The organism is Streptomyces sp. NPDC025273, from assembly GCF_040638585.1.
GTDB classification, from domain to species: Bacteria; Actinomycetota; Actinomycetes; order Streptomycetales; family Streptomycetaceae; genus Streptomyces; species Streptomyces cinereorectus.
Map to the genome: position 1 here is coordinate 1 of NZ_JBEZYP010000034.1, position 20,008 is coordinate 20,008.

Below are 20,008 nucleotides of genomic sequence, written 5' to 3' on the forward strand. Positions count from 1 at the left end.
ATTCCTATCTGCGCGCGTCCTCCTCCGGAGGAACGACGCACGACCCTACGGGTCGTAAAGATGATAAAGCCCTACGGGCTTTTAAACAATTCCTCCGGAATTGTTTATGAATTCCTCCGGAATTCATGGGTGGGTGAATGGCTGGGCGGGCCCTGCGCTCCGCGCTGGGCCGTGTGGTGACGGGTCGTCGTGTGGTGCTCCTTCCGGCTGTGCCTTCAGGATGGGCCCGCTACGCGGGCGGCTGGCTACAGGAAGCAGTGGGTTCGGGTGGGAGATAGCCCGACGGGTCGGTGGCGCCGACCTTCTGACCGTGCATCACCACCGGGCACCGGGTAGAGACTGGGAATATCCATCACCCCCACAAGGCGACTCTTCGCTGTCGTGCATCACGATGAATCGCTGGGTAGAGACTGGGATTCTGCGGTACCACCGGCAGGAACTCGGATGCCTGCGGAGGGTGCTTCAAGTCGGCCAGCATCTTCCCCTTTTGATCGAGCGTCACTCGATGCCAATAAATGTGCTCCTGTTGGTTCTTGAATTCCCGTCACCACTTCCCTAGAGTTAGATCAGAAGGAAAGGGAGGCAACCTTTTCCGTCTACCGCATCACTCACCCAAAATGAGGAGCAAAATCATGGAGATCATCCCCGCTTACATGCACTACTCGGAATTCAACTCCGGCTGGACCGTGGCTGCTGAGGCGATGCGGCTGCTGCTCGCGGAGCTGTCTCCGGGGTCGCACACCATGACTGTGGTGGTCGACGGCGAGAGCCTGACCCTGCCGGACCGTATGACCCTCACCGTCCAGGTGGAGGTGCCCACGGACGGCGGGCACTCCGTGGACCGGGAGGACTGGGAGGCCGTCATGTGCCTGCTGGCGGTCGGCGTGGCTGACGCGGAGCGGGAGGGTCAGATCGTGGTGATCTCCCCGGCCAGCAGCCACGTGACGCGCTCCTGGGACCTCTGGGAGGGCCGGATCACCCCGCTGCCCGTCGTAGCCCTGAGCGCGTAGCCCACGGGCAGGTGGTGCGGCCCGCGCGGGCCGCACCACCTGCGCCCCGGCGCCGCCGTCCCTGCCGCAGCACCCGCCCGGAGCGGGCGAGGATTCCGGAGGAATCAGGTCCCAAAACCCGTAGGGTTTCATCATCTTGACGACCCGTAGGGTCGTGCGCCGTTCCTCCGGAGGAGGACGCGCGCTAATTGTTTTTAGGCTGGCGGGGAATTACTGCAATTGGAGTGGGAGGCAACCCAATTCCAATTTAATTCCCCGCCAGCTGCGCCCACTCACCCGAGCGGAGCGTCTCTATTCTACGCATGGAAAGAGGGGGAATTGATGGAGCCGACCGAGAATGAGGGTGCCGGGCTGCGCCATGTCGTCGAGGGGCGTGCGCTCGTGAGCCGTGCGTGGATCGTCGCGTATACCGGGGCGGGCCGCTCGACCGTGGCCAGGTGGTACGCGCTGCGCCACGAGCAGCCGGAGGGGCGCCGTCACCCGGAGCGGGTGGTCACCATCGACCGGGTCGACTACTACGACCAGGCGGAGGTGGAAGCGTTCTGGGCTGCGCACCAGGAGGCCGTAGGGACGGCACGGTTGGGCGTCTCCGGGCGTAGGAGCGGGGCGGGGCAGGGAGAGCGGGGCGGGGGCCGTCCGGTGTCTGCAGAGCGCGCTCAGGCGGTCGAGGTGGCCCTGGCGGAGCTCCGGCGGGCCGGTGGCTACCGGCGCGGCCTGGCCGCCCGCCTGGCCCGTACGCACGGCGGCGGCGCGAGCACGTGGGAGCGGGCCGTCAACGCCGCCCGGACCGCGTACGACGGGGAGAGCGAGCGCGAGGCCCGGCCGCCGGCCCCGGAGTAGGACCGGCTGCGCCCCGTCGTGCCTCCCCCGGTCGGCCCGGCGCCCCGCGTCGGGCCGGAGAAGAGGGCCAGCGCAGCGCCGCCGCCTTCCCCACGACCGCCCCCACCACCAGCCACCACACCCACCAACCACAGCAGGGCAGACCAGGAGAACAAGGGGAAGTCTGAGCACTCACCACACGAAAACCAGTGCCTGACCTGCGTTTATGCAAAGACCGACGATTTTTGGGTGTCGCCATTGTTGTCGCCATTGTTGTCGCACATGTTGTCGCCATTGTTGTCGCCGTCATGGGGCCGGCCTGGCCCTCCTCACCGGAGGGCCCGGGGCACCGGTGGCCGCGCCACCCCACCGCCCGGCCCGGCGCCCCGCGTCGGGCCGGAGAAGAAGGGCCAGCGCAGCGCCGCCGCCTTCCCCGAGACCGCCCCCACCACCAGCCATCACACCCACCACCACAGCAGGGCAGACCAGGAGAACAAGGGGAAGTCTGAATACTCACCAGACGAAATCCGATGTCTGACCTGCGCTTATGCAGGGGTCGGGCGAAATCATGCGCGCCGGATAGCGGAACGGATGGTGGAACGGATGGTGGAACGGATGGTGGAACGGATGGCGCGCCCCCGTCGCGGGCCTGCCCGTCGAGCCGGCGCGGCTGCTCGCTCCGAAACCATCCGTGCAGCAACCAGCAAATCCGGAGTGCTCGCGGTGTCGCGTGGCAAGGGTGCCAGGGTCTGGGGCGGGTGGCTGTGCCCGGTACACCCGCCCGCAGACCCTGCCGGGACCATCCGCCGCCGCGAGGACGCCGGCGAGGATGCGCACGGTGGCCGCCGCGGATTCCTTGTGGTGAGTAGCCGCACCCGCCGCTGACCTGCGGTAGTGAGTTTCCAGACCGGAAACTCACTGGCTTCGTTCGCTTCAAGCAGCAGCGTTTGTCTGCCAGTTTGGGCAGCAGTCGGCGATCTTGAGACTCCTGGATGTTCATGAGAAGTGACGTCAGGTCCCCCACATTGCCGGATGCCGGAAAGCCGCGCGCAGGCCGTCTGCCGTGCCCGGCAGATGAGGGGGCGCGCTCGCACGGTCATGATGCTGTGGGGCGGGGGCTCCCGGCTTCTGGGCCGCAGGCAGTAAGACAGAGAGGCGGGGACAGTGACCGATGTGTTCGACAGGGCCATGGACGTGTTCATGGTGGCCGTGGGCATGGGGTTGGTGGGGCTGGGATGCTCGGCCGTGCTCCGGCCGCGCCGGCCACCGGAGCCGATCCAGGGGTTGCCTGTGTGGGGCGTCCGTGCCTGGGGGCTCGGCTTTGTCCTGCTTGGAATCTCCATCACCGTTGAGACGGTGACCCTGATGGCTGGCGGGGAGCCGGGCCGGGCGGCGGACGTGACCCGCTGGGTCGCCGGGCCGCTCGTGGTCGGCTCGACCCTGGCCGCCTTCGTCGCCCGACGCCGGGAGCGCCGCCGGGACCGGGCCGTACATGAGCAGCGGCCGCAGTAAACCGGTCCTGCTGAGCTGCGGTGGTGAGTTTCCAGACCGGAAACTCACCACCGGCGTGCGGACGGACACCGTGAAAACTCACCACCGCAGGTCAGCGGCTGTTTACGACCTGGACCTCGCGGACGTCGGCGGTGAACGGGGTCTGCCGGGTCTCGGTGAGTGTCCCGCCGTCGCCGAGGGCGGGGGCGGTCCACGTCACCGTCCAGGTCGAGGTGGCGGTGCCCTGGTACCGGCCGTCCGGCTGCTCGTAGGAGGGCCGCTCGTAGAGGTGGCCGCAGTCCGGCGACTCGGTGACCTCCCTCGACTTCTTGTACGGGGTGCCGGGGCCGTGGCAGGTGACGGTGGCGCCGTCGCCCATCGCCCACCGCACGGACGTCACCTTCGCGGTGGCGGTGACGGTGACGCCCCCCGCCGTCGCGGAAGCGGACACCGGCCCAAACGTGCTCGAGGACGGGGTCACCCACATCCACATCGGCATCCCCACCACGTACGTCCCCGCGGCGCGGGGGCTGGCGACCTTCGGGCCGTCCAGGCGCATCGAGGCGGCTGCCTTCCGGGCGACGGTCTCGGGATCGATCGGCGGGGCGGCCGGGCCGGCCTCACCGGTCGGGACGAAGACGACGCCGCCGCGCCCGCTGTCGCACGCCACCTTGTAGACCGCCCCTTCGTCCGGGGAGTGGCCCTTCCACGCCTGATGCCCGGGTGGAGGCGGCGGGTCGTCGACCAGGGTGTACGAGCACGTGTCGGTCGGCTTGCTGCTGCCGGTCGAGGCCGGGGCCGCCCCGGCCGGCCCGGACCCCGAGGAACCCGACGAGCCGGAGGAGCCGGAGGAGCCGGAGGAGCCACCGCCGTCGACGGCGCAGACGGTGACCGAGAACATGGAGCCCCGGCAGCCTTCACTGCCGACCGTCGGCCCGTCGGCGTGCGCGGCCGGGGCCAGGACGACGGCCAAAACCACGGAGACCGCCGTGGTCGCCGTGCGGCTCAGCACGAGCGCGACCCGTCCGGCTTGTACTCGGTCACCATCCACCGGCCCTCGTCCCACCGCTCCACCGTCGCGGTGGCGATGTAGCGCAGCGGCTGCGCGGTGGGCAGCGGGATGGGCTTGTTGGTCTTCGTGTCGAGGGTCTGCCACTTCGACAGGTCGACGCAGTCCTCCACCGTCGCGGTCGGCAGCTTCACGTCGATGTCGAGGGCGGTCACCTCCGGCTCGTGGCCGAGCTCGCCCCGGATCACCGTGTTGTTCTTCTTCATGTGCGCCAGGTCCCGCTCGAACGCGGACAGCGCGTCGAGCGTGGCGTAGTCGTTGAGCTTCGTGCCGTCCGGGGAGGCCTTGCGGTAGGCCTTCATCTGCTCCACCCACATCGAGGAGTAGACCTCCAGCACCGCGGCTTTCACCGCCGCGTCCGGATCCGCCAGGGACACCGACGGCTCGGGCGCAGCCGAGGACGCCGCAGGCGGGGCCGTGGGCGGCTTGGTGTCGTCGCTGCTGCCACCGCAGCCGGTCAGGGCGAGGATGAGTCCCACGGCGCCGCACAGCGCCAGTGCGCGTGTGCGGGGCCGTGCCTGTCGAGCCGTCACCAGAGTCCCCCGGGGGTTCGCGATCAGAATCCGATCACCGTAACCGGCTGCGTATGGGCGGTTACATGAATTCAGCCACGCAATCAGCAAACGAACCTCCTGGGCACGGCCGGTCATTACGTGGTGAGGGCGACGACGGCGACCAGGCCCACGACGACCGCGACGAGGACGCCGCCGCCCCCGAACGCGACAGTGAGGGGCTTCTCCAGGCGGGGGTGGCGGTGGGTGACGTAGGCCAGGCCGGCCATGACGAGCACGAACACGACGGCCAGGAGCAGCCCGACGAACAGGACGAGGGTGAGGTTGAGCGTGGGCACGGCGGGATCTCCATTTCGGTGGTGCGCTCCGGTTGAGCGCGGGGCCACAGTCCGCGATCCGGGCCGTCGAATCGAGTTCTCGCGAAAATCGGTTCCGGCCCTCTGTCAGGCGGGTCCTGACGGGGCGTAGAGCGGATTCGCGAGCGCTTGACGAGCCGGTGGTGTGGGGTGGTGGCAGCACCTTCGAGGACCGAGGGGTTAGGCCTGCAAATCTCGGGTCGAGGGGTCCTAGATTTCCGACGCGGCGAGCCTCATTCCATAGATTCAAGCGGTACGAATCGTGCCGCTTGAAAACCTTGAATGGATGCCGCGACGGTGCTAGTGGCTCCCCCTTCGACATCACTTCGGACGCCTTAGTTATGGGGCGGGCAGGCGCAGATGTTCGGTTGAGGCAGCAAGATCTTTCGCCGGGTGCGCAGGGAATACCGCCGAGCTCCCCGGATCCCGCCCGCAGCGTGGTCGGCCGCCGCGCGGATGTGCGGATGAGGATCTACGGGAGCGAGCCCGGCGAGCCCGACGTCGAAGTGCCGGGGCACCGGTACGCGGCACTGATCGGTGGACCGCTGGACGGGCAGCGCCTCGATGTCACCGGGTGGAGCGTGCGGCAGCTGCTGGACGGCGCGGCACTCATCACCGAACTCGGCGCCTACGGGCCGGGCGGGCGTGCCCACTACGAGGGACGGCCCGGCGACCCGAACCGGCTCCACTGGGTCGGCGACAGCGCCTGACCCACTGTCTCGCGCCGAGGAGCAAGCCCCGCAAGCCTCTGCCGCGCTCCACGCGAGCACTGCCGCCCCGCCCGTTTTGACCGTGGAGCCCGCCGAGTCTCGCTCCGCGTGTGCACGGGTGCACGTGCCATCCGTGCACACCGAACGCGCGCAACCCTGTCAAGCCGCCCCCGACCGGGAGGCCGGGAGCGGCTGACGTGCGCTCAGAACGCCGTACAGCGCTGCTATCGGGGATGTCCAGAGGGCTTTGCAGCCACCGGCTCGTGCGGAGCGACCACCACCGGGGTCTAGCTCACCAGGGAGGGAGGGCGGTGCCTGCCTGAGGGTGGACAGATCTTGAACGCGGAAGCAGGTCGCTGACGAGGCCGGCGGCGTCGGCGGTGTCCTCAAGCAGGCGGAGGGTGTGACGCAGGGCCTTCGCCAGCGCTGGGTCACGGACGAGGTGCCGGGGAGTGCAGTCCACCGAGTCCGGGTCGCCGCGGCCCATGACGTCATCGAAGAGGTCCCGCTCCACCACGTCCTGCGGGTAGGGCAGCTCGGCTGTCCCATGATCAGGGAGCGTCGTGCCCGCGTACGCGTGCACGACGGCCTGGGCGAGGCCGATGCGCAGACTGTGGGCGTCCATGCGGATCTGGGCGAGGTAGCGCCCCAGGTCGGCGGTGGTGGAACAGGCCGCGCCCTGGAGGTCGCGGGCCCGGCGGTAGGCGAGCTGCTCGTTCACGGCGCCATCCTGGCGTGCCGGACTCGAACCGGCACGGTCCAACACGGTGAAGCCGAACCGCTGTACGGGCATGTACGGCGATCCCCGGGGCGAACGCGGCCGTCCCCGACCGGAGGGCCGGGAGCGAGTGACGTCCACTCAGAACGCCGCACAGCGCTGCTATCGGGGATGTTCAGACGGTCGGATATCGCCTCTTATCCGAGGTGACTCAGGTCACAGAGGGGGAACCAAGATTCTTTGTCGGTCCAGGCCTCGCCCACGCCCAGGAGTAGGGGAACCTCCCCGTAACCGGCAAGGAGCCATTATGACCACCGCAACCCAGCGCTGCATCCCCAGTCCCCTCCTCAAGGTGACGGCCATTGCCTCCCGGAGGGACGAATGGGCCATGCCTGACCGCGCCGCGCACTGCGATGACGGGTCCGTGTATCGGTCAGGCTGGGCTCCGTTCGACGCATTGCTCCGAAGCTTTCTGCTCGGGCTCACCGAGACGTTCTTGAGCTGGTCAGTCGAGGGTTACACGGTCCGGTGGGACCGGGGCTCTGCACACTTTGAGACGGAGCTCTGGGATTCGGGAGGTGGCACCGCGCTGCAGCTCAGCTTCGCCCGGATGGGGATGGACATGCCAGCTCGCGTTGCTCTGCTGGTGGTCCTCGCCGCCCGCAATGCCGCGATTGAGGGTGACCACGTGACCGTCGACACCTTCGCCCGCGACATCCTCGGCATCGCCCGGCCCGAGCTGTGCCGCGACGGAGTGATCACAGCTCTACTAGGCGACTGGGTGCACCACCTCGGCAGCTACCTGACCGATCCCGAACTACTCCGGATCCTGAACGAATACACCGCGGCCGAACGCCGACGATGGCAACCGCTCTGGGAACGGAGAGCCAACGGCGGACGGGTATGGCTGACCGGCGCCACCATCGCCGACGGCATCACCCTCGATGACGTTCTCCCGGACCACCGCACGACCGAGGACCTGGCCCTGCAGCACCAAGTCGACGATGCGCGGGTCCGTACGGTACTGCGGGGCCTCACCCCCGACGAGGCCGCCGTTGCCGCCCGATGGGCGCAGGGCGCCGGCACCTGGGCCGAATCCGCCCTCAGCGCCAACCTGCCCGCGGCACACGGCGAGCGGGTACGCCGCAAGCTCCACCGCCTCGGCGCCCGCCAGACCCAGCGCGCGGCGGCGGTGGCCAGGTGAGCGAAATCCTGTACGCCGCCGTGCCCGAGTTCCTCGGCGGCCTCACCACAGCGCTCGCACTCCTCGCCGGCGGAGCCGCCCTGCGCGCACTCCGCTCCAGGTCGAAGCCCTAACTGCCTGGACCGAGCCACAGCAACACTGCCTGCTGGAGCCCTCGCACACGACCGTGCAAGGGCTCCTGCACACCCTTGTTGCACACCCAGAAATGAACGAGGCGCAGGCCGTCGCCAACGCGCCCTATCTGTCCAAGAACCGATCGGTTGTTGCACAGGAGTCCGAAGGCGCCCAGGACCACCGAGAGCGGGGTCCTTCAGTCCGCTAACCCGGCCGGGCTGAACCAGGCCGCCCTGCGCCGTGAGAGGCTCAACTGGCCTGGATTAAATGGCTGTTCGACATGACGCATCTGGTGCTACGCTCCTCGGCTAGTCGCATCATCGTCAGTTCATCGGCTCAGCACGGTCGTTGCCATCAAGGTGGCCCGGTCGCGCCAAGGCTCCATCCGTCATTGATCGGCGGGTGTCCTGAATGAGCGGTGAGTTGGGTGGTGTGCGCCGCAACCCTGGACGGCCACCCGGCCGGGAGGGCAGGTGGGGGCACGGTGCCGAGTCAGGTCCAAGCCTTCGCCCTCTGAGCAGGTCGAGACTGAGGAAGACTCCCGTGACCAACGAACCACTCAACACTGATTCGGACGTCGTCGATCACCGACGGATCGGTGAGCGTCTGCGTCCGCCCGCCTCGCAGGCCGTGATCGACAAGAGCATCGCCGCCGGGATCGCCGCAGGGCTGAGCCAGGAGATGGCCGAGACGCTGACCGCCTCCGCTGCCGACCAGCAGCAGCTTCGCCAAGCCCTGCGCTCGCCGAAGGTGCAGCGCTTCGGCTCCGAGGAGTTCACGTACATCGAGTTCGATGTCGTGACCTATCGAGTCCTGCCGTCGCCGGACAACATCCGGTTCGAGGACGCGCACGCGCGCGGCACGATCGGCATGCCTCGATTCGGATCCGTCGGGGAGGAGGCGCTGCTCACCTTCGAGATGGACTCCGCCGACAAGCTGATCGACGCGATGGCCCCGCGGATCACCGACATGGAGGAGAACAACCCGCACGTCGCCTCCATCCTCGACCGCGGCATTGAAACGCCGGGATGGCTGAGCGCCGTCCGGGTGATCACGGACCTGGGTGCCGTGACCAGGCTGGAATCCACGGATGGCTTCGGCCGTACAGTGGCGAGCCACAAAGGGCTCGGCATCACGTTCAAGGACGTCGCGTGGAACCTCCGCCCCGGAGGCCGGCGCGCGACCAACCTGCTCCGAGACCTTGTGGAGTGGGCCGGCAGCGACATGGTCACGGACGAGCAGGCCCGCAAGGTCCGCTGCTCGATCATGCCCAACGCCCGGGTGATCATCGGCTTCTCGGCCCCCCGAGGGTTCGACCGGGCTCGTCGGCGGTTCGTGGCGCACCTGCACATGGCGCCCCCCATGAACTTCTCCACCGCGACGACGCTGAACGCCAAGGCGAACGCTGCGGTGGACAAGCTCTACGAACGCGGTCTGCTTCCCGTCCCCAGCGGGATGACTGCGGAAGGGGTCCGCGACATCCTCGACGGTTCGAACCGGGAGCACGGCCTTCTCCCCGACCAGGTCGCCGTGCTGGCCTGCGGGGCCCTCAACCCTCACCCGAACAAGCGCCAGGCCCGCGCGGTCAACGAGGCGATCGTCGACCTCACCGGCGCGAAGCCCAAGCTGGAGGAGCGCACCCAGCTGGCCGCCGAGGTCTCCCTGCGGCGCTTCCCCGCGGACAAGCGGCTCACCGCCCTGCGCTCGTCGCTCGACCGGGCCTGGCGCTGGTCGGTTCTGCGCGGCGTCGAGCTGACGTTCGGCGAGCCGCTCGACCTGCTGGCCGAGGCGCTTCGCGAACTCGTACAGGCCAGCGAAACTGACCGTCCTGCCACCGCCGAGCTCGCGACGCTTGCCAGCTACCACCTGGTCGGGGGCCGCACCCAGCTGCTGATCCGTTCCGAGTTCGGCGGCCGCGGCAGCAACGTCGAGCCCCAGCAGATCATGCGGCAGCTGGCCAAGACCGATGCCGGCCTGCGCCAGCTGTGTCAGATCGTTCTGGACGGTCGGGCTGGCCGGGACCCCCAGGAGCTGGCCAAGGGCACCATGCCGCAGGACAAGCGCGTCTCGGACGCCGAGATCCTCACCCCTGAGCTGCTGCGCGAACTCGCCGACCTGTCCGACGAGGAAGGCATCACGCACCTCACCCCCGAGGACCGCTTCGCGGCGGCGCTCAAGGAATTTCAGGGACGCCTCGACGACCTGCACGTCGCGGCCCAGGCGGTCGGCAACGTGACCGGAGAGGACGGCGTGGCGCTGGTGGACACGTTGGGGTTCAACAACTCCGACGTGCGGGACACGCTCTCCGAGATCAATGACCTCGTCTCGGAATGGCGAGGCGCGCGCCGCCGGGCCGACCGGATGCGGGCCGACCTGGACGAGAGCGGTGACGCCCAATGAAGCGCTCCTCGTACAGGCTTACCCCGGAGAACTATGGCACCGCGTGCGATCTCGCTGGCTCCGCGTTGCTGCGGCGCGTCACGGCCGCCTCGACGGTCCTGCAGATCACTGAGAGTGGGGCTTGGAGCGAGTTCTCGACGGGCGTCTACATCGCTGCCGACTTCGAGAACGTCATCCGCTACACCGGGAGCGCGGTTCGCGAGGGGTCGGTCGGCGACCGCGTCCAGGAGCACGTACTTAAGGGACGTGCCGCTCGGTGGACCCGCCTGATGGTGGTCCCGCTGGCAGCCGACACCGATGAGGACCTCGTGCGCAGTATCGAGGGTCGGATCGGGACTGTCCTGCGGCCGCTCGACAACAAGCGCCTCCCCACCCTCGGAGGACCCCGACGATCTGTCTCGCGCAAGGCCTCCCGGTAACAGGGCGAGCGCAAGGCGAAGCCCTCACCGCGATTGTGGTGAGGGCTTCGCCGTCCGCGGTCTCGGATCGATGTGGTGGATGAACTGCTTGGTCCATCGTTTTCCTGGACACCGGCCCTCATCGGACAGGTCGTCAGTCCTGCTGCGGAAATCCGGCGATGAGCACCACGCGCCGCCCACTCGGGCACGAACCGGTCCCCGCCGTCGCCGACCAGGAGCCGCCCGTGGCCCTTCGGCGGACCGCCGCAGAGAGGGCCGCCGAAAACGAGCTCCGCCCGTCCCGCGAGTCGGGAAACGGCATTCGAGCGGAACCTCAACCTCGATCAATGCGCCCTCGCACCGGAGAAGGGACGCCACCGGTGGGCTCAGCATGGCTCGAGTCGGCGGCGTCGGCGAAGGCACTACCCCTGTGCGATGTCAGGCTGAGCACTCTCTGCCGTAGGTACCTCGTCATCGGACGGGCTGCGATGGCGGATCTTCTTGAAGAGGACCCCTCCACCGGCCAGCACCAGTGCGGCAACCAGGTTCCCGAGAACGTCGTGGAGCAGGAAGTCGTACAGGGCGAACAGGGACATGGCCTACTCCCGGTGAATGTGGTGAAGCGGTGGAAGGCCCAGTGTTGTAACTGATCTGATTGGCCATGAGGCGTCACCTCAGAGGTGCAGGTGGGGGGACGTGAGGCCCGGACAAAGGCAGGTCTGGGCGGGACAACGGGGGCAGCATGGGCGGGCCGGGACGACAGCAGGTCTTCAAGGGCGGGGCGAAGGCCAATGAGTTGGCCGGGTACCTATGTGCGCTTGGTGATCGGAACGCGCTCAAGACCGCAACGTGGCCGGAGCGTTTCCCGGGCAGTGCGAGCGCCTCGACTTGGGCACTGTTCCTGAACGGTTCGAAGCTCATACCGAAGAAGCTTCTCGGGGAGGTCCTCGAGGAGCTGATCAGTGACCGTCGAGTACTGGCGAGGGCCACGGTCGACGCGTTACAGCTGTGGAAGGAAGCGGAGGCGGAGGCCCGACGGGAGCGATCGGCATCGGATGGTGGCGATGGTGGGGAGCTCGTTGGTCTGCATCGTCGGCTGAGTGACGCGCTGGAGGGCCAGGCGCGTGCGCAGGCGAAGGCGAGCAAGTCGGCCAACCTGGTCAGTCTGCTGATCCCGATGGCGGCGCTGATGCAGGAGAAGGTCGGGGCACTGACCGCGGAATGGCAGCGTGCCCACGATCTGCGCCGGGCCGAGGCGCAGGTTCAGTTGGAGAGGGCGCGTCGTCGGCTTGAGCGGACCGAGACCGAGCTGGACAAGGCTAAGCGGCGCCGGTACACGGCTGAGCAGGCGCAGCAGGCGTTGGCACGGGATGCTCTGGAAGCGCGGCGTGAAATTGAAGAGCTGCAGCAGAAGGTTGGGCTGCTCACCGGCTCTGAGAAGCCTGTTGCTCTGGTGTCTGTGGTCCAGGAGCCGTCGATGGAGGATATCGATGATGAGCTGGACAGGATCGCTTTGGATGGTGCGCACGACGATGTGGAGATCGCTGAGCTGACTGAGCAGGCAGGATTGGAGTCCGTTGAAATCGTGAGCCCGGGGGTGGTATTGGGCACCGTGGTTGCCAGCCGGGCCTCAGCGCCAGACGTCTCTCCGAGCGCCGGTGACGATGCGGATGTCGCAGTGGTCTGGGCCGAAGCCGCCGGGGCGGTGGGTGAGGAGTTGTCTCGGACAGCACAGGAGATCTTGTCGGACAGAGGCTTCCTGGATCTGGTGGAGATCACACGCGGGGACGGCGGGCCCTACCAGGCGACCGACTTCATGGCCGACCTCGAGCGACTGGTCGAAGGGGCGAGCGTTTCTGCTGCGCTTCTGAGTAGCCCCCCCCCACAGCGGTCCCCTCTTCGACAGTGCGCACGATGACCGAGCCCTGCCCTCGCTCGACGTGCTGCACGTGCTCCTCAGCGCCTGCCGGCTCGAGGAAGGTCTGTGGCCGATGTGGATGTCGCGGTGGCAGACGGCCGAACGCAACACGCGTGTCGCCGCGTCTGACTTTCCCCCTCTGGTCGGGGACCTGGTGAACTTCCGCCTGGCCCTCAGACGCCTGATCCTCGACAAGCCCCCCGCCCAGGAGCCGACTACGCCTGTACCAACGCTCCCCTATGCCAAGGACATACTCCCTGAAAGAGAGCGGTTCCCTGAGCTCGCCTACACCCGGGAAGTGGTCCTGGCCTGCGAACAGAGCCCTGAGGCTGTTCGCCCGTGGGAACAGCGCTGGCAGGAACTCGATCAACGGGCCCGGGGCGCTTGGGGAAACCTCGAGACTCCGGACGTTCCGCAGGCTCCCGCCGCGGCTCCTTTGTCCAGGACAACCCCGGACAACCGTCCAAAGGCTTCGGAAATGGCCGCCGACTACACCGGGCTGCTCTCGTCACAGCACAGAGCTGCGGGTACATCCCCGGATATCTTCCTGACCCGGCTGCGCCAGCTCATCGACCAGCACGCTCTGCCGTACGACACCGTCGCCGAGCTCGCGCCGTCACTCACTGACCTCGACAGACTCTTGTCAGGGCAAATGCCCTCGCTCGGCTATGCCCGGTCTCTGTTCACCGCGTGCGAAGCCGACGTCGTCTCCTGGGAACGGGAATGGCACGCGGCCGACAAGAGACGCCGCAGAGATCTGCACAACCTCACGCCCAGCCCCTCCCCCCATCAGCGCACGCCTCTCCCGAGGACTCACCGCGCCAAGGGGCCGGCCTGGGCCACCCCCGGGCTTCGCTTCTTCGCCTACTTGTCCGCCGTCCTGACCCTTGCCTTCTTCGCTCTCGCCTCAGCAGCGTTGACCGCCGGTCTGCAAGCGGATCCAGGCCCTGCGGTCTGGAAACTCGTGCTCGCGTCCCTGCTTTTCCCCTTGGGCGCAGCCTTGCTCTCCATAATCCTTCTGGTGGCCCTGCTGGCTTCAGACCCCGCTACGCCGGACCGGGTGCTCAAGCAGGGCGACTTCATCGGCACGGTTCACCTGAGCTGCCTCACCATCGGCACCTTGAGCGGCCTCATCGGACCGTGGATCGCCGATATCAACCAGCCAGGCCAATGGACAGCCGACCTCTTCGGACTCCTGTGACAAGGCTGATCGCAGCCTCTCCCCCGATTGCCCCAAGACACCAGCGCAGCAGGGTCATCAGACGAGGCCCCGGATTTCGAACCGGTCGAGTCTGTAGGCGACCGATGCGGTGCTCGACAGCCCGCCCCGCGCACCGATCTCCCGGACAGTCGGCACCTCACCGTGCTCGGTGATCCAGTCCTGGATCACCGAGCAGGAGCGCCGCTTGCCGGTCGGACAGAAGCCCGGCCGGCTCACGCCGTCCTCGCTTCACGCTGCTCCTGGCGTCGGGCGAGGCGCCTCAGCTCCACCCGGGCCGCAGGATTACGGCCGCCAGGAGTGGACCAGAACGGATGCCACTGCATCCGCACGGACAGAACCAGCAGACGGCGGCGCAGCGCGGTGGTGTGGCGGGGACGGGGCGCGGCGAGCTGGCGGTAGGCGGCGTGCCAGGCCTGCTGTGCTTGGACCAGGTCGTCGGGGAAGGGGCAGGACTCCATCCATCTATTAGAGCACCTGTTCGATTTTGGGCGCGTCCTCGATCAGGGAGACTCCACCCGATCGAGGGGCACTGCTCGTGGGCGGGTGGCACGCTGGCCCGCATGGACGAGCTGCGCCGACGGGTCTACGGAGCCGGCCACGACGACCCCCACGCCTACGCCGTGCCCGGACACGACTACGTGGAACTGGTCGGCGGGCCGCTGGACGGGCTCCTCCTGGACGTCACCGGCCTCACCCACCAGGAGCGCACCGCCGGCGCCATGCTGATGACAAACCAGGGACAGTTCGGGCCTGGCGGCCGCGCCGACTACGAGCCGCGGGCCGGCGACACCGACCGGTGGGACTGGGCCGGCGACGTGCCCTGACCCACCCGTCAAAGCAGCCGACGCACCATCTCCACTCGCGATATTCGGAGGCAGTAGATGCAGGAACAGCGTTCGCAGCGGCCGACTCCGGAGCAGTGGGAGGACGTGGTGAACATGCTGATGGAGATCCAGGCCACCCTGGCCGCCTCTATCGACTCCGGCGTCATGGAGGATCACGACCACCATGTCTTGGGGCTGCCGTCAGGGCTTGCGGAAGGAGCACCGGGCGGTGCCCGGATCGAGGCGGCCCTTCACGCGGTGGTAGCCGTCCGGCATCTGGTACAGCAGGCAGTACGCGGAACCGAACTCCCCGGCACGCCGGTCCTGGAGCGTGCGCAGCGGCACTTTGCCCTCTCGGGCGGGTATGTCGCCACCACGAGGGAGACAGAGCTGCACCAGCGCATCGACCAGCACCGATAGGCCAGCGCTTCGAAGGGCAGGCCAGGAGCGGGCGACTGCTCCGGGGACGAACCACTGCACGAGCGTGGCGGCGAGGTGCACGCCTGCGCGGGCGGCCTCCAGGGTCTCGCCGCGCCGAATGATCGGAACCTGCGGTTGTGGAGAAGGGCGGTCCCTGACCCTTGCCTTCGCCGCCGCGGTGCTGACCGCGGGCGGCGTCTTCTACGGACTGGTGGTGCTGCTCGGCTTCAAGGAGATCGGCTCCACCACGAAGCTGGGTGCGAAGACGCTCTTCGACTTGGTGAAGCTCTCGTTCGGGGTGGTAGCCGGAGCCGGAGCACTCGTCGCCCTGGTCGTCGCCTACCGCCGCCAGCGCGTCGATGAGGCCAGCGCGCGCCCACCGCGAAGCCACCCGCCTGCACACCGCGAACGCTTCTCCCAGGCCGTCGACAAACTGGGATCCGACTCACCCGCCGTTCGGCTCGGAGGCGTCCACGCCCTGGCCGGATTCGCCGGCGACGCTCCCGACGACACCTTGCGCCAGACCTGCATCGATGTCCTGTGTGCCTACCTCCAGCTCCCCTTCACATCAGATCCAGGCAACGATCCTGGACGCTCTTTGCCGCTTTGCCCACACAGATCGCGCTCACACGGAACGATCGGCTTATGACCTTCAGCGACCCCTCAGCCGGCAACTCCACGGCTACCTTCCCTCAGCTCCGCGACTGGGGTTTGATCTGGGACACGTACGACGCAGCTGTCCACGGAACCCACCGAATGCCGCACTTCTACACCGGGGTACGGCACGAGAACTGGTGGGGAAGCGCAGTGCAGCTGGACGTGCTGCTCGACCTGGCCAAGACGCATGGCATTCCAGTCGCGTGGGTCACGCCAGCCGAGACACTGAGCCGCCTGGCCGCAGCGGGTGCTGACCATGACGACAAGCTCGCCGTCCTGATCGACGACGAGGACTGCATCCGGACCCTGTGCGGCCTCAAGCTCGATGAGTGCACCGATGAATGGATCGTCGGTGAAGTTGAAGCAGGGGAGAAGGCCATGGCGGCATGGGCCGACGGCCACCGTGAAGCCGCCGCATGCCTCGCCGTCGCCGGCGTCGAGCAGATGCTCCACAACCTGACCCACGTCCCCCGTGGGCCAGGCGCTCACGGGAGGCTGCAGAAGGCCGGCAAGAAGCAGCCGAACGACTACCTGCCCAAGCGCCAGTACGTCCTGGCGCCGCTGAATGCCTTCTACACGCCGTACGACCCGGGGAAGGGCAATGCGGTTCCGACGACCCTCTCCCGGCACGCCGTTGTGCACCACTTGCCCCTGTCACACCTGAGCTCCGGTCACTGCGTGATCGCCGTCATGCTCCTCGTTTCGATCATCCGCGAGACCCAGGAACGTTATGACGACATCCGTGACGATCTGCTCATGCAGGCCATTGACTAGGCATTTCATCGGAGCGAACAGCGCCAGTGACCGGCGAGCGGTGCGCTAGCTCTCAGCCAGCGGAATAGGTCCCCGCCGTGCCGGCCCGGTAAGCAATCAGAGGATGTGTCCTCCTTGGTCTCGGCGGCGGTCATGCAGCTTGTCGAGGACGTCGGCGAGAACGGACATGGTTTTGGGTTCCTGGCGGCAATGAGGGGGGAGTCCTGGACGGCGGGGCGTCCGAGCCTTCGCTGATCATCAAGGCGTACAGGAGGCCAACCACGAGGGTGAGGGCGAACTGCGTCCCCAGGAAGCCGATCGCCCCCTTGCGGCGGGAGACCCATTCCCGGGGAGGGGAGCCCTCGTGCCGTCCCTCCAGTCCCGCGCCGCACGCGATGAGCAGGGGAGCCCTCATGACGGAGCCACCCGGATCGCAGGCCACCATCGCCACGCTCTTCGCGGCTGGCCTGCTCTTCGCGCTCACCGCATGCAGCGGCGATACCAGCAGCACCGAGGGGGGCCAAGCCCGTGCAGAGCGGCGACGCCTCAGAGATCACACCCGAGCAACGAACTGCAGCCAGGCAGGCGGCCGGACTGCCCGCGGAACCGAACCCCGCACAACGCCAGGTGTACCTCGAGAGCCTGAACGCCATCGATACAGACATCGTTCACGGCAAGGATGACAAGGCTGTCAGCCGCGGCATCAACCAGTGCGGCACCGTGAAGAACAGCCCGGACGACCACATCAAGCCCATCAAGACCACGAACTCTCGCTTCACATCTCCAAATCACCCGGACGGCCACGGCACCATCACGGCCGAGCGGATCCTGCAGGTCGTGCGCCAAAGCATCTGCCCCACTTCTGACCCCGCCATGGCCGAGGGCTGGGCGCTTCTCCTCCTTTGCGACCTCAGACGCCGCTATAGAGTGCGTGGCTGTGGACGCTGCTGATCTTGATCGTCGGACCCGGACTTTGTCGGGCTGTATCCCTGCGTCGCTTGTGGCACGGCTTCTCGAACTCGGCCATGTGCGGGAGGTGGAGTTTCACGCGGCCCGCGGGGAGTGGTTCTGTGCCCTGGAGTTGGCGCGGCTGCTCGGCGGCCGGGGAAGACAGGACCAGGCACTGGAGATCCTCGCCCCATACTTTGCGACGGGCTGGTGGCCGGCGGCCCGGGCCCGGGCCGAGTTGCTGGAGGGCTGGGGCCTGGCCGAAAAGGCGATCGCGCTGTCCCGCCCGTACGCGGAGGCGGGGGATCGCCTGGTCCTGCACTTCTTCGCGCGCCTGCTGGCTCGCCACGGCCGGAGTGACGAGGCGTTCGCGCTGTTGCGGCCCGGGATCGAGGACTGGTTCCTCGCGGAGTGCTTGGTCGACGTCGCCGAGACTGCGGGCCGGGACGACGAGGTCGCGACGCTGCTGGAGGTCCGTGTCGAGGCGGGGGTTCCGGCCTGTGATGACCCCGGCTGCGGAAACGTCCGGATAAGCCCGCAGAACGCGATCGACCTGCTCGCCACGGTCCGGGAACGGCAGGGCCGGATCGATGAGGCCATCGCGCTGCTGCACCGTCGGGACACCACCTCGGTCAACGGCCGCGACGCACTGGCCGACCTGCTGGCCAGACACGACCGGATCGACGAACTACGGGCATACGCGGCTTCCGAGTACCACGGGCACGCTGCGCAGTGCCTGGCCGAGGTCATGGAGAAGCGCGGAGATGTGGAAGGCGCGGTCGCCGCCTACCGGACGTTCGCCGCCGGGACCGACGGCCTGTGGCACGTGGCCGTTCCGTTGGCCCGGCTCCTGACCCGGCACGGGCGGGGTGACGAGGCGATCGACGCGGTACGGGAACTCGCTGACCGGCCCGGTGGCGCGGAGGACTGGATCGTCGACGCTCTGTGCACCCTGTACGCGGACCACGGCCGGGCCCGGGACGGCTTGATCTACCTCGACATGCTGAAGGAACGCCGGGGCGGTATGGAGGAGTGGGACTTCTTTCGGATGCGGCTCCCGCTGATGGCCAACTGCGGTCTGCTTGACGAAGCGCTCGAGCAGGCAAGGACGCACCCCGAGGCCGAGACCTGGTATGCGGCCTGGTTCCTGTCCGGCCTGCTCGCCGACGCCGGCCGCACCGAGGAAGCAGTCACCGCCCTCGAACAGCACCCGACCTACAACACAGCACCGCATGCCGAACTCCTCATAGATCTTGGCCGTGTCAAGGAGGCGGTGCGCGTTCTCCAACAGGAGCCGGAGACCGAACCGGCCCTCGCCACCTGGAGTGGTGGCACCTGCTTCGATGAGCCGCCGTTCTGACACCACTTCAGCAGCCGGGCATCCGGGCCTGCGGCTGGCCGGGGACACCCTGCCGCGTCGCGGTGGCCCACCGGCCGCCGCGACACCCCACAACCCAGCGCAGCGCCGCCCCGCTCGAAGAGAACGCCGTGAAGGTGTGCAAGAGAGAACCCACCTTTCGGCAGCAGCAGCTCGATCAGGCAGCCAAGCATCGTGACGCCTGACGTCAGGCCACCTCAAGGTTTCTGGATCGACACACAGCACGAAGTACCCAGCGAGTGGGACTGCTGAGCATGCGGCGCCGACAACAGCGCACCCGACGACTGACGTCGGCGCTCGGCGCTCCGGTGTCAGTCCCTCACTGGAGCAGACAACGCGAAGAAATTCGTTGCAACTACTTTCCGTTGCTGAGCAGCGCCACGCCCCCCGCGTTTCATCACACTCCGTAGCCTGATGTGCCCACGGGTTTATGTACGCCCTCCCCTCACGTAAACCCGATGTCTCACGGCCTCTCATGCAGCGTCAGAAGGGGCCTCCGGAGGGCGCTAGGGTCTTATCGGTGACGTCGTCCTCGTGACTTCACAGCTGCATTTTCTTCACGGTCCCGCGGGCCGGGAAGCGAATTGCTGCCCAGGCCCGCAACGCCTGACAGCAAGCTGTGAGATCGAGAGGAGGAAAGGTTCATGCCTGGACGTCATCGTCGTGACCGCCCCAACCGAAGCTGGTTGAGGACGGCACGTCAGGCAGGTGGATGGTGGGTGCGACTGATCCCAGTCGCCTACTACTCCGACCACCTGCTAGAGCGGTTACCCCGCTGGTACGAGAAGGTCAGCTCCCTACTGCTATTAGGGAGCTGACCTTCTGCCCGGACCAGCCGTTCGTGGGGCCGCGCATCTGTGCCGGGTGCGCGGCCCTTCGGCATTCAGCTGGTCACGCATAAACGGCGTGGAGGATCCCCCAGCCACAGCTGAAGGCTGTCCCACTATCACACCTGTCCGGAGCGTATCGAGTGGCCATTTAGATGACAACTAAGAGCGACCGCCACTTGATGGTCGGTGAGAGTTTCAGGTTGCTGGCAGGTCGGCGTGATGCGTGCAGCTGGTTCAACATCGGCGCTTGCCTGGGT

Annotated in this window: 22 protein-coding genes; 15 read left to right on the forward strand and 7 right to left on the reverse strand. The window is 67.7% G+C overall.

Going from position 1 to position 20,008, the window contains the following annotated elements:
* Positions 1-632: 632 nt before the first annotated feature.
* From AB0F38_RS30760 to AB0F38_RS30770, 3 genes are all read left to right on the forward strand, one after another.
* Complete coding sequence (locus AB0F38_RS30760; protein ID WP_361900521.1) at positions 633-1,010, forward strand: hypothetical protein; 378 nt, start codon at positions 633-635, stop codon at positions 1,008-1,010.
* A 321-nt stretch (positions 1,011-1,331) separates the two neighbouring features.
* Positions 1,332-1,850, forward strand: coding sequence for a hypothetical protein (locus tag AB0F38_RS30765; protein ID WP_361900524.1), 519 nt, complete (start codon positions 1,332-1,334; stop codon positions 1,848-1,850).
* Between the two features lie 1,143 nt (positions 1,851-2,993).
* A complete protein-coding gene (locus tag AB0F38_RS30770; RefSeq protein WP_361900527.1) occupies positions 2,994-3,341 on the forward strand; it encodes a hypothetical protein in 348 nt (115 codons plus the stop codon).
* A 91-nt stretch (positions 3,342-3,432) separates the two neighbouring features.
* Here AB0F38_RS30770 and AB0F38_RS30775 read toward each other — a convergent pair whose 3' ends face one another.
* The 3 genes from AB0F38_RS30775 to AB0F38_RS30785 all read right to left on the reverse strand — a co-directional run bounded on the left by AB0F38_RS30775 (position 3,433) and on the right by AB0F38_RS30785 (position 5,239).
* Complete coding sequence (locus tag AB0F38_RS30775) at positions 3,433-4,332, reverse strand: ATP/GTP-binding protein (RefSeq protein ID WP_361900529.1); 900 nt, start codon at positions 4,330-4,332, stop codon at positions 3,433-3,435.
* Positions 4,326-4,922 carry a hypothetical protein gene (locus AB0F38_RS30780; protein ID WP_361900532.1) on the reverse strand — a complete coding sequence of 199 codons (597 nt, stop codon included), beginning with the start codon at positions 4,920-4,922 and terminating at the stop codon, positions 4,326-4,328. Before AB0F38_RS30780 ends, AB0F38_RS30775 begins: the two co-directional genes overlap by 7 nt.
* Positions 4,923-5,038: 116 nt before the next feature.
* On the reverse strand, positions 5,039-5,239 hold the full coding sequence (locus AB0F38_RS30785; RefSeq protein ID WP_361900535.1) for a hypothetical protein: 201 nt from the start codon (positions 5,237-5,239) through the stop codon (positions 5,039-5,041).
* Between the two features lie 482 nt (positions 5,240-5,721).
* Here AB0F38_RS30785 and AB0F38_RS30790 point away from each other — a divergent pair, with 482 nt between their 5' ends.
* Positions 5,722-5,967 carry a hypothetical protein gene (locus tag AB0F38_RS30790; protein WP_361900538.1) on the forward strand — a complete coding sequence of 82 codons (246 nt, stop codon included), beginning with the start codon at positions 5,722-5,724 and terminating at the stop codon, positions 5,965-5,967.
* Positions 5,968-6,259: 292 nt separating this feature from the next.
* Here the strand turns inward: AB0F38_RS30790 and AB0F38_RS30795 are convergent, their stop codons facing one another.
* Entirely contained in the window at positions 6,260-6,688 is a 429-nt protein-coding gene (locus tag AB0F38_RS30795) for a hypothetical protein (RefSeq protein ID WP_361900541.1), read from the reverse strand.
* 304 nt (positions 6,689-6,992) lie between these two features.
* Between AB0F38_RS30795 and AB0F38_RS30800 the strand changes: the two genes are divergently transcribed.
* The 3 genes from AB0F38_RS30800 to AB0F38_RS30810 all read left to right on the forward strand — a co-directional run bounded on the left by AB0F38_RS30800 (position 6,993) and on the right by AB0F38_RS30810 (position 10,822).
* Entirely contained in the window at positions 6,993-7,889 is an 897-nt protein-coding gene (locus AB0F38_RS30800; RefSeq protein ID WP_361900544.1) for a hypothetical protein, read from the forward strand.
* Between the two features lie 657 nt (positions 7,890-8,546).
* On the forward strand, positions 8,547-10,403 hold the full coding sequence (locus tag AB0F38_RS30805) for a hypothetical protein (RefSeq protein WP_361900547.1): 1,857 nt from the start codon (positions 8,547-8,549) through the stop codon (positions 10,401-10,403).
* The gene (locus AB0F38_RS30810; RefSeq protein WP_361900549.1) at positions 10,400-10,822 is read left to right on the forward strand and encodes a hypothetical protein; all 423 of its coding nucleotides are present in this window, start codon (positions 10,400-10,402) and stop codon (positions 10,820-10,822) included. Before AB0F38_RS30805 ends, AB0F38_RS30810 begins: the two co-directional genes overlap by 4 nt.
* Positions 10,823-11,223: 401 nt before the next feature.
* Here AB0F38_RS30810 and AB0F38_RS30815 read toward each other — a convergent pair whose 3' ends face one another.
* On the reverse strand, positions 11,224-11,397 hold the full coding sequence (locus tag AB0F38_RS30815; RefSeq protein WP_361900552.1) for a hypothetical protein: 174 nt from the start codon (positions 11,395-11,397) through the stop codon (positions 11,224-11,226).
* Positions 11,398-11,543: 146 nt separating this feature from the next.
* On the opposite strand from AB0F38_RS30815, the gene AB0F38_RS30820 reads away from it, so the two are divergent.
* Together AB0F38_RS30820 and AB0F38_RS30825 are read left to right on the forward strand one after the other, a co-directional pair.
* The gene (locus tag AB0F38_RS30820; RefSeq protein WP_361900555.1) at positions 11,544-12,719 is read left to right on the forward strand and encodes a hypothetical protein; all 1,176 of its coding nucleotides are present in this window, start codon (positions 11,544-11,546) and stop codon (positions 12,717-12,719) included.
* A gap of 22 nt (positions 12,720-12,741) precedes the next feature.
* Positions 12,742-13,920, forward strand: coding sequence for a hypothetical protein (locus tag AB0F38_RS30825; protein WP_361900558.1), 1,179 nt, complete (start codon positions 12,742-12,744; stop codon positions 13,918-13,920).
* Between the two features lie 57 nt (positions 13,921-13,977).
* Here the strand turns inward: AB0F38_RS30825 and AB0F38_RS30830 are convergent, their stop codons facing one another.
* Together AB0F38_RS30830 and AB0F38_RS30835 are read right to left on the reverse strand one after the other, a co-directional pair.
* Positions 13,978-14,157, reverse strand: coding sequence for a hypothetical protein (locus AB0F38_RS30830; protein ID WP_361900561.1), 180 nt, complete (start codon positions 14,155-14,157; stop codon positions 13,978-13,980).
* Positions 14,154-14,399, reverse strand: coding sequence for a hypothetical protein (locus AB0F38_RS30835; RefSeq protein ID WP_361900564.1), 246 nt, complete (start codon positions 14,397-14,399; stop codon positions 14,154-14,156). Before AB0F38_RS30835 ends, AB0F38_RS30830 begins: the two co-directional genes overlap by 4 nt.
* Before the next feature lie 102 nt (positions 14,400-14,501).
* Here AB0F38_RS30835 and AB0F38_RS30840 point away from each other — a divergent pair, with 102 nt between their 5' ends.
* The 6 genes from AB0F38_RS30840 to AB0F38_RS30865 all read left to right on the forward strand — a co-directional run bounded on the left by AB0F38_RS30840 (position 14,502) and on the right by AB0F38_RS30865 (position 18,903).
* The gene (locus AB0F38_RS30840) at positions 14,502-14,765 is read left to right on the forward strand and encodes a hypothetical protein (RefSeq protein ID WP_361900567.1); all 264 of its coding nucleotides are present in this window, start codon (positions 14,502-14,504) and stop codon (positions 14,763-14,765) included.
* A gap of 57 nt (positions 14,766-14,822) precedes the next feature.
* Positions 14,823-15,185: a hypothetical protein gene (locus tag AB0F38_RS30845; RefSeq protein ID WP_361900569.1), complete on the forward strand. Its 363-nt coding sequence runs from the start codon at positions 14,823-14,825 to the stop codon at positions 15,183-15,185.
* Positions 15,186-15,363: 178 nt separating this feature from the next.
* Complete coding sequence (locus AB0F38_RS30850; RefSeq protein WP_361900572.1) at positions 15,364-15,834, forward strand: hypothetical protein; 471 nt, start codon at positions 15,364-15,366, stop codon at positions 15,832-15,834.
* Positions 15,831-16,616, forward strand: coding sequence for a hypothetical protein (locus AB0F38_RS30855; protein WP_361900575.1), 786 nt, complete (start codon positions 15,831-15,833; stop codon positions 16,614-16,616). Before AB0F38_RS30850 ends, AB0F38_RS30855 begins: the two co-directional genes overlap by 4 nt.
* A gap of 507 nt (positions 16,617-17,123) precedes the next feature.
* A complete protein-coding gene (locus AB0F38_RS30860; RefSeq protein ID WP_361900578.1) occupies positions 17,124-17,546 on the forward strand; it encodes a hypothetical protein in 423 nt (140 codons plus the stop codon).
* A 49-nt stretch (positions 17,547-17,595) separates the two neighbouring features.
* Entirely contained in the window at positions 17,596-18,903 is a 1,308-nt protein-coding gene (locus AB0F38_RS30865) for a hypothetical protein (protein WP_361900580.1), read from the forward strand.
* Positions 18,904-20,008 lie beyond the last annotated feature (1,105 nt).

What these genes read in the sequence shown, in the direction of transcription:
- AB0F38_RS30760 (WP_361900521.1), top strand. Translation starts at nt 633, where the DNA reads ATGGAGATCATCCCCGCTTACATGCACTACTCGGAATTCAACTCCGGC.
- AB0F38_RS30765 (WP_361900524.1), top strand. Translation starts at nt 1,332, where the DNA reads ATGGAGCCGACCGAGAATGAGGGTGCCGGGCTGCGCCATGTCGTCGAG.
- AB0F38_RS30790 (WP_361900538.1), top strand. Translation starts at nt 5,722, where the DNA reads ATGAGGATCTACGGGAGCGAGCCCGGCGAGCCCGACGTCGAAGTGCCG.
- AB0F38_RS30800 (WP_361900544.1), top strand. Translation starts at nt 6,993, where the DNA reads ATGACCACCGCAACCCAGCGCTGCATCCCCAGTCCCCTCCTCAAGGTG.
- AB0F38_RS30810 (WP_361900549.1), top strand. Translation starts at nt 10,400, where the DNA reads ATGAAGCGCTCCTCGTACAGGCTTACCCCGGAGAACTATGGCACCGCG.
- AB0F38_RS30815 (WP_361900552.1), bottom strand. Translation starts at nt 11,397, where the DNA reads ATGTCCCTGTTCGCCCTGTACGACTTCCTGCTCCACGACGTTCTCGGG.
- AB0F38_RS30820 (WP_361900555.1), top strand. Translation starts at nt 11,544, where the DNA reads ATGGGCGGGCCGGGACGACAGCAGGTCTTCAAGGGCGGGGCGAAGGCC.
- AB0F38_RS30835 (WP_361900564.1), bottom strand. Translation starts at nt 14,399, where the DNA reads ATGGAGTCCTGCCCCTTCCCCGACGACCTGGTCCAAGCACAGCAGGCC.
- AB0F38_RS30840 (WP_361900567.1), top strand. Translation starts at nt 14,502, where the DNA reads ATGGACGAGCTGCGCCGACGGGTCTACGGAGCCGGCCACGACGACCCC.
- AB0F38_RS30845 (WP_361900569.1), top strand. Translation starts at nt 14,823, where the DNA reads ATGCAGGAACAGCGTTCGCAGCGGCCGACTCCGGAGCAGTGGGAGGAC.
- AB0F38_RS30855 (WP_361900575.1), top strand. Translation starts at nt 15,831, where the DNA reads ATGACCTTCAGCGACCCCTCAGCCGGCAACTCCACGGCTACCTTCCCT.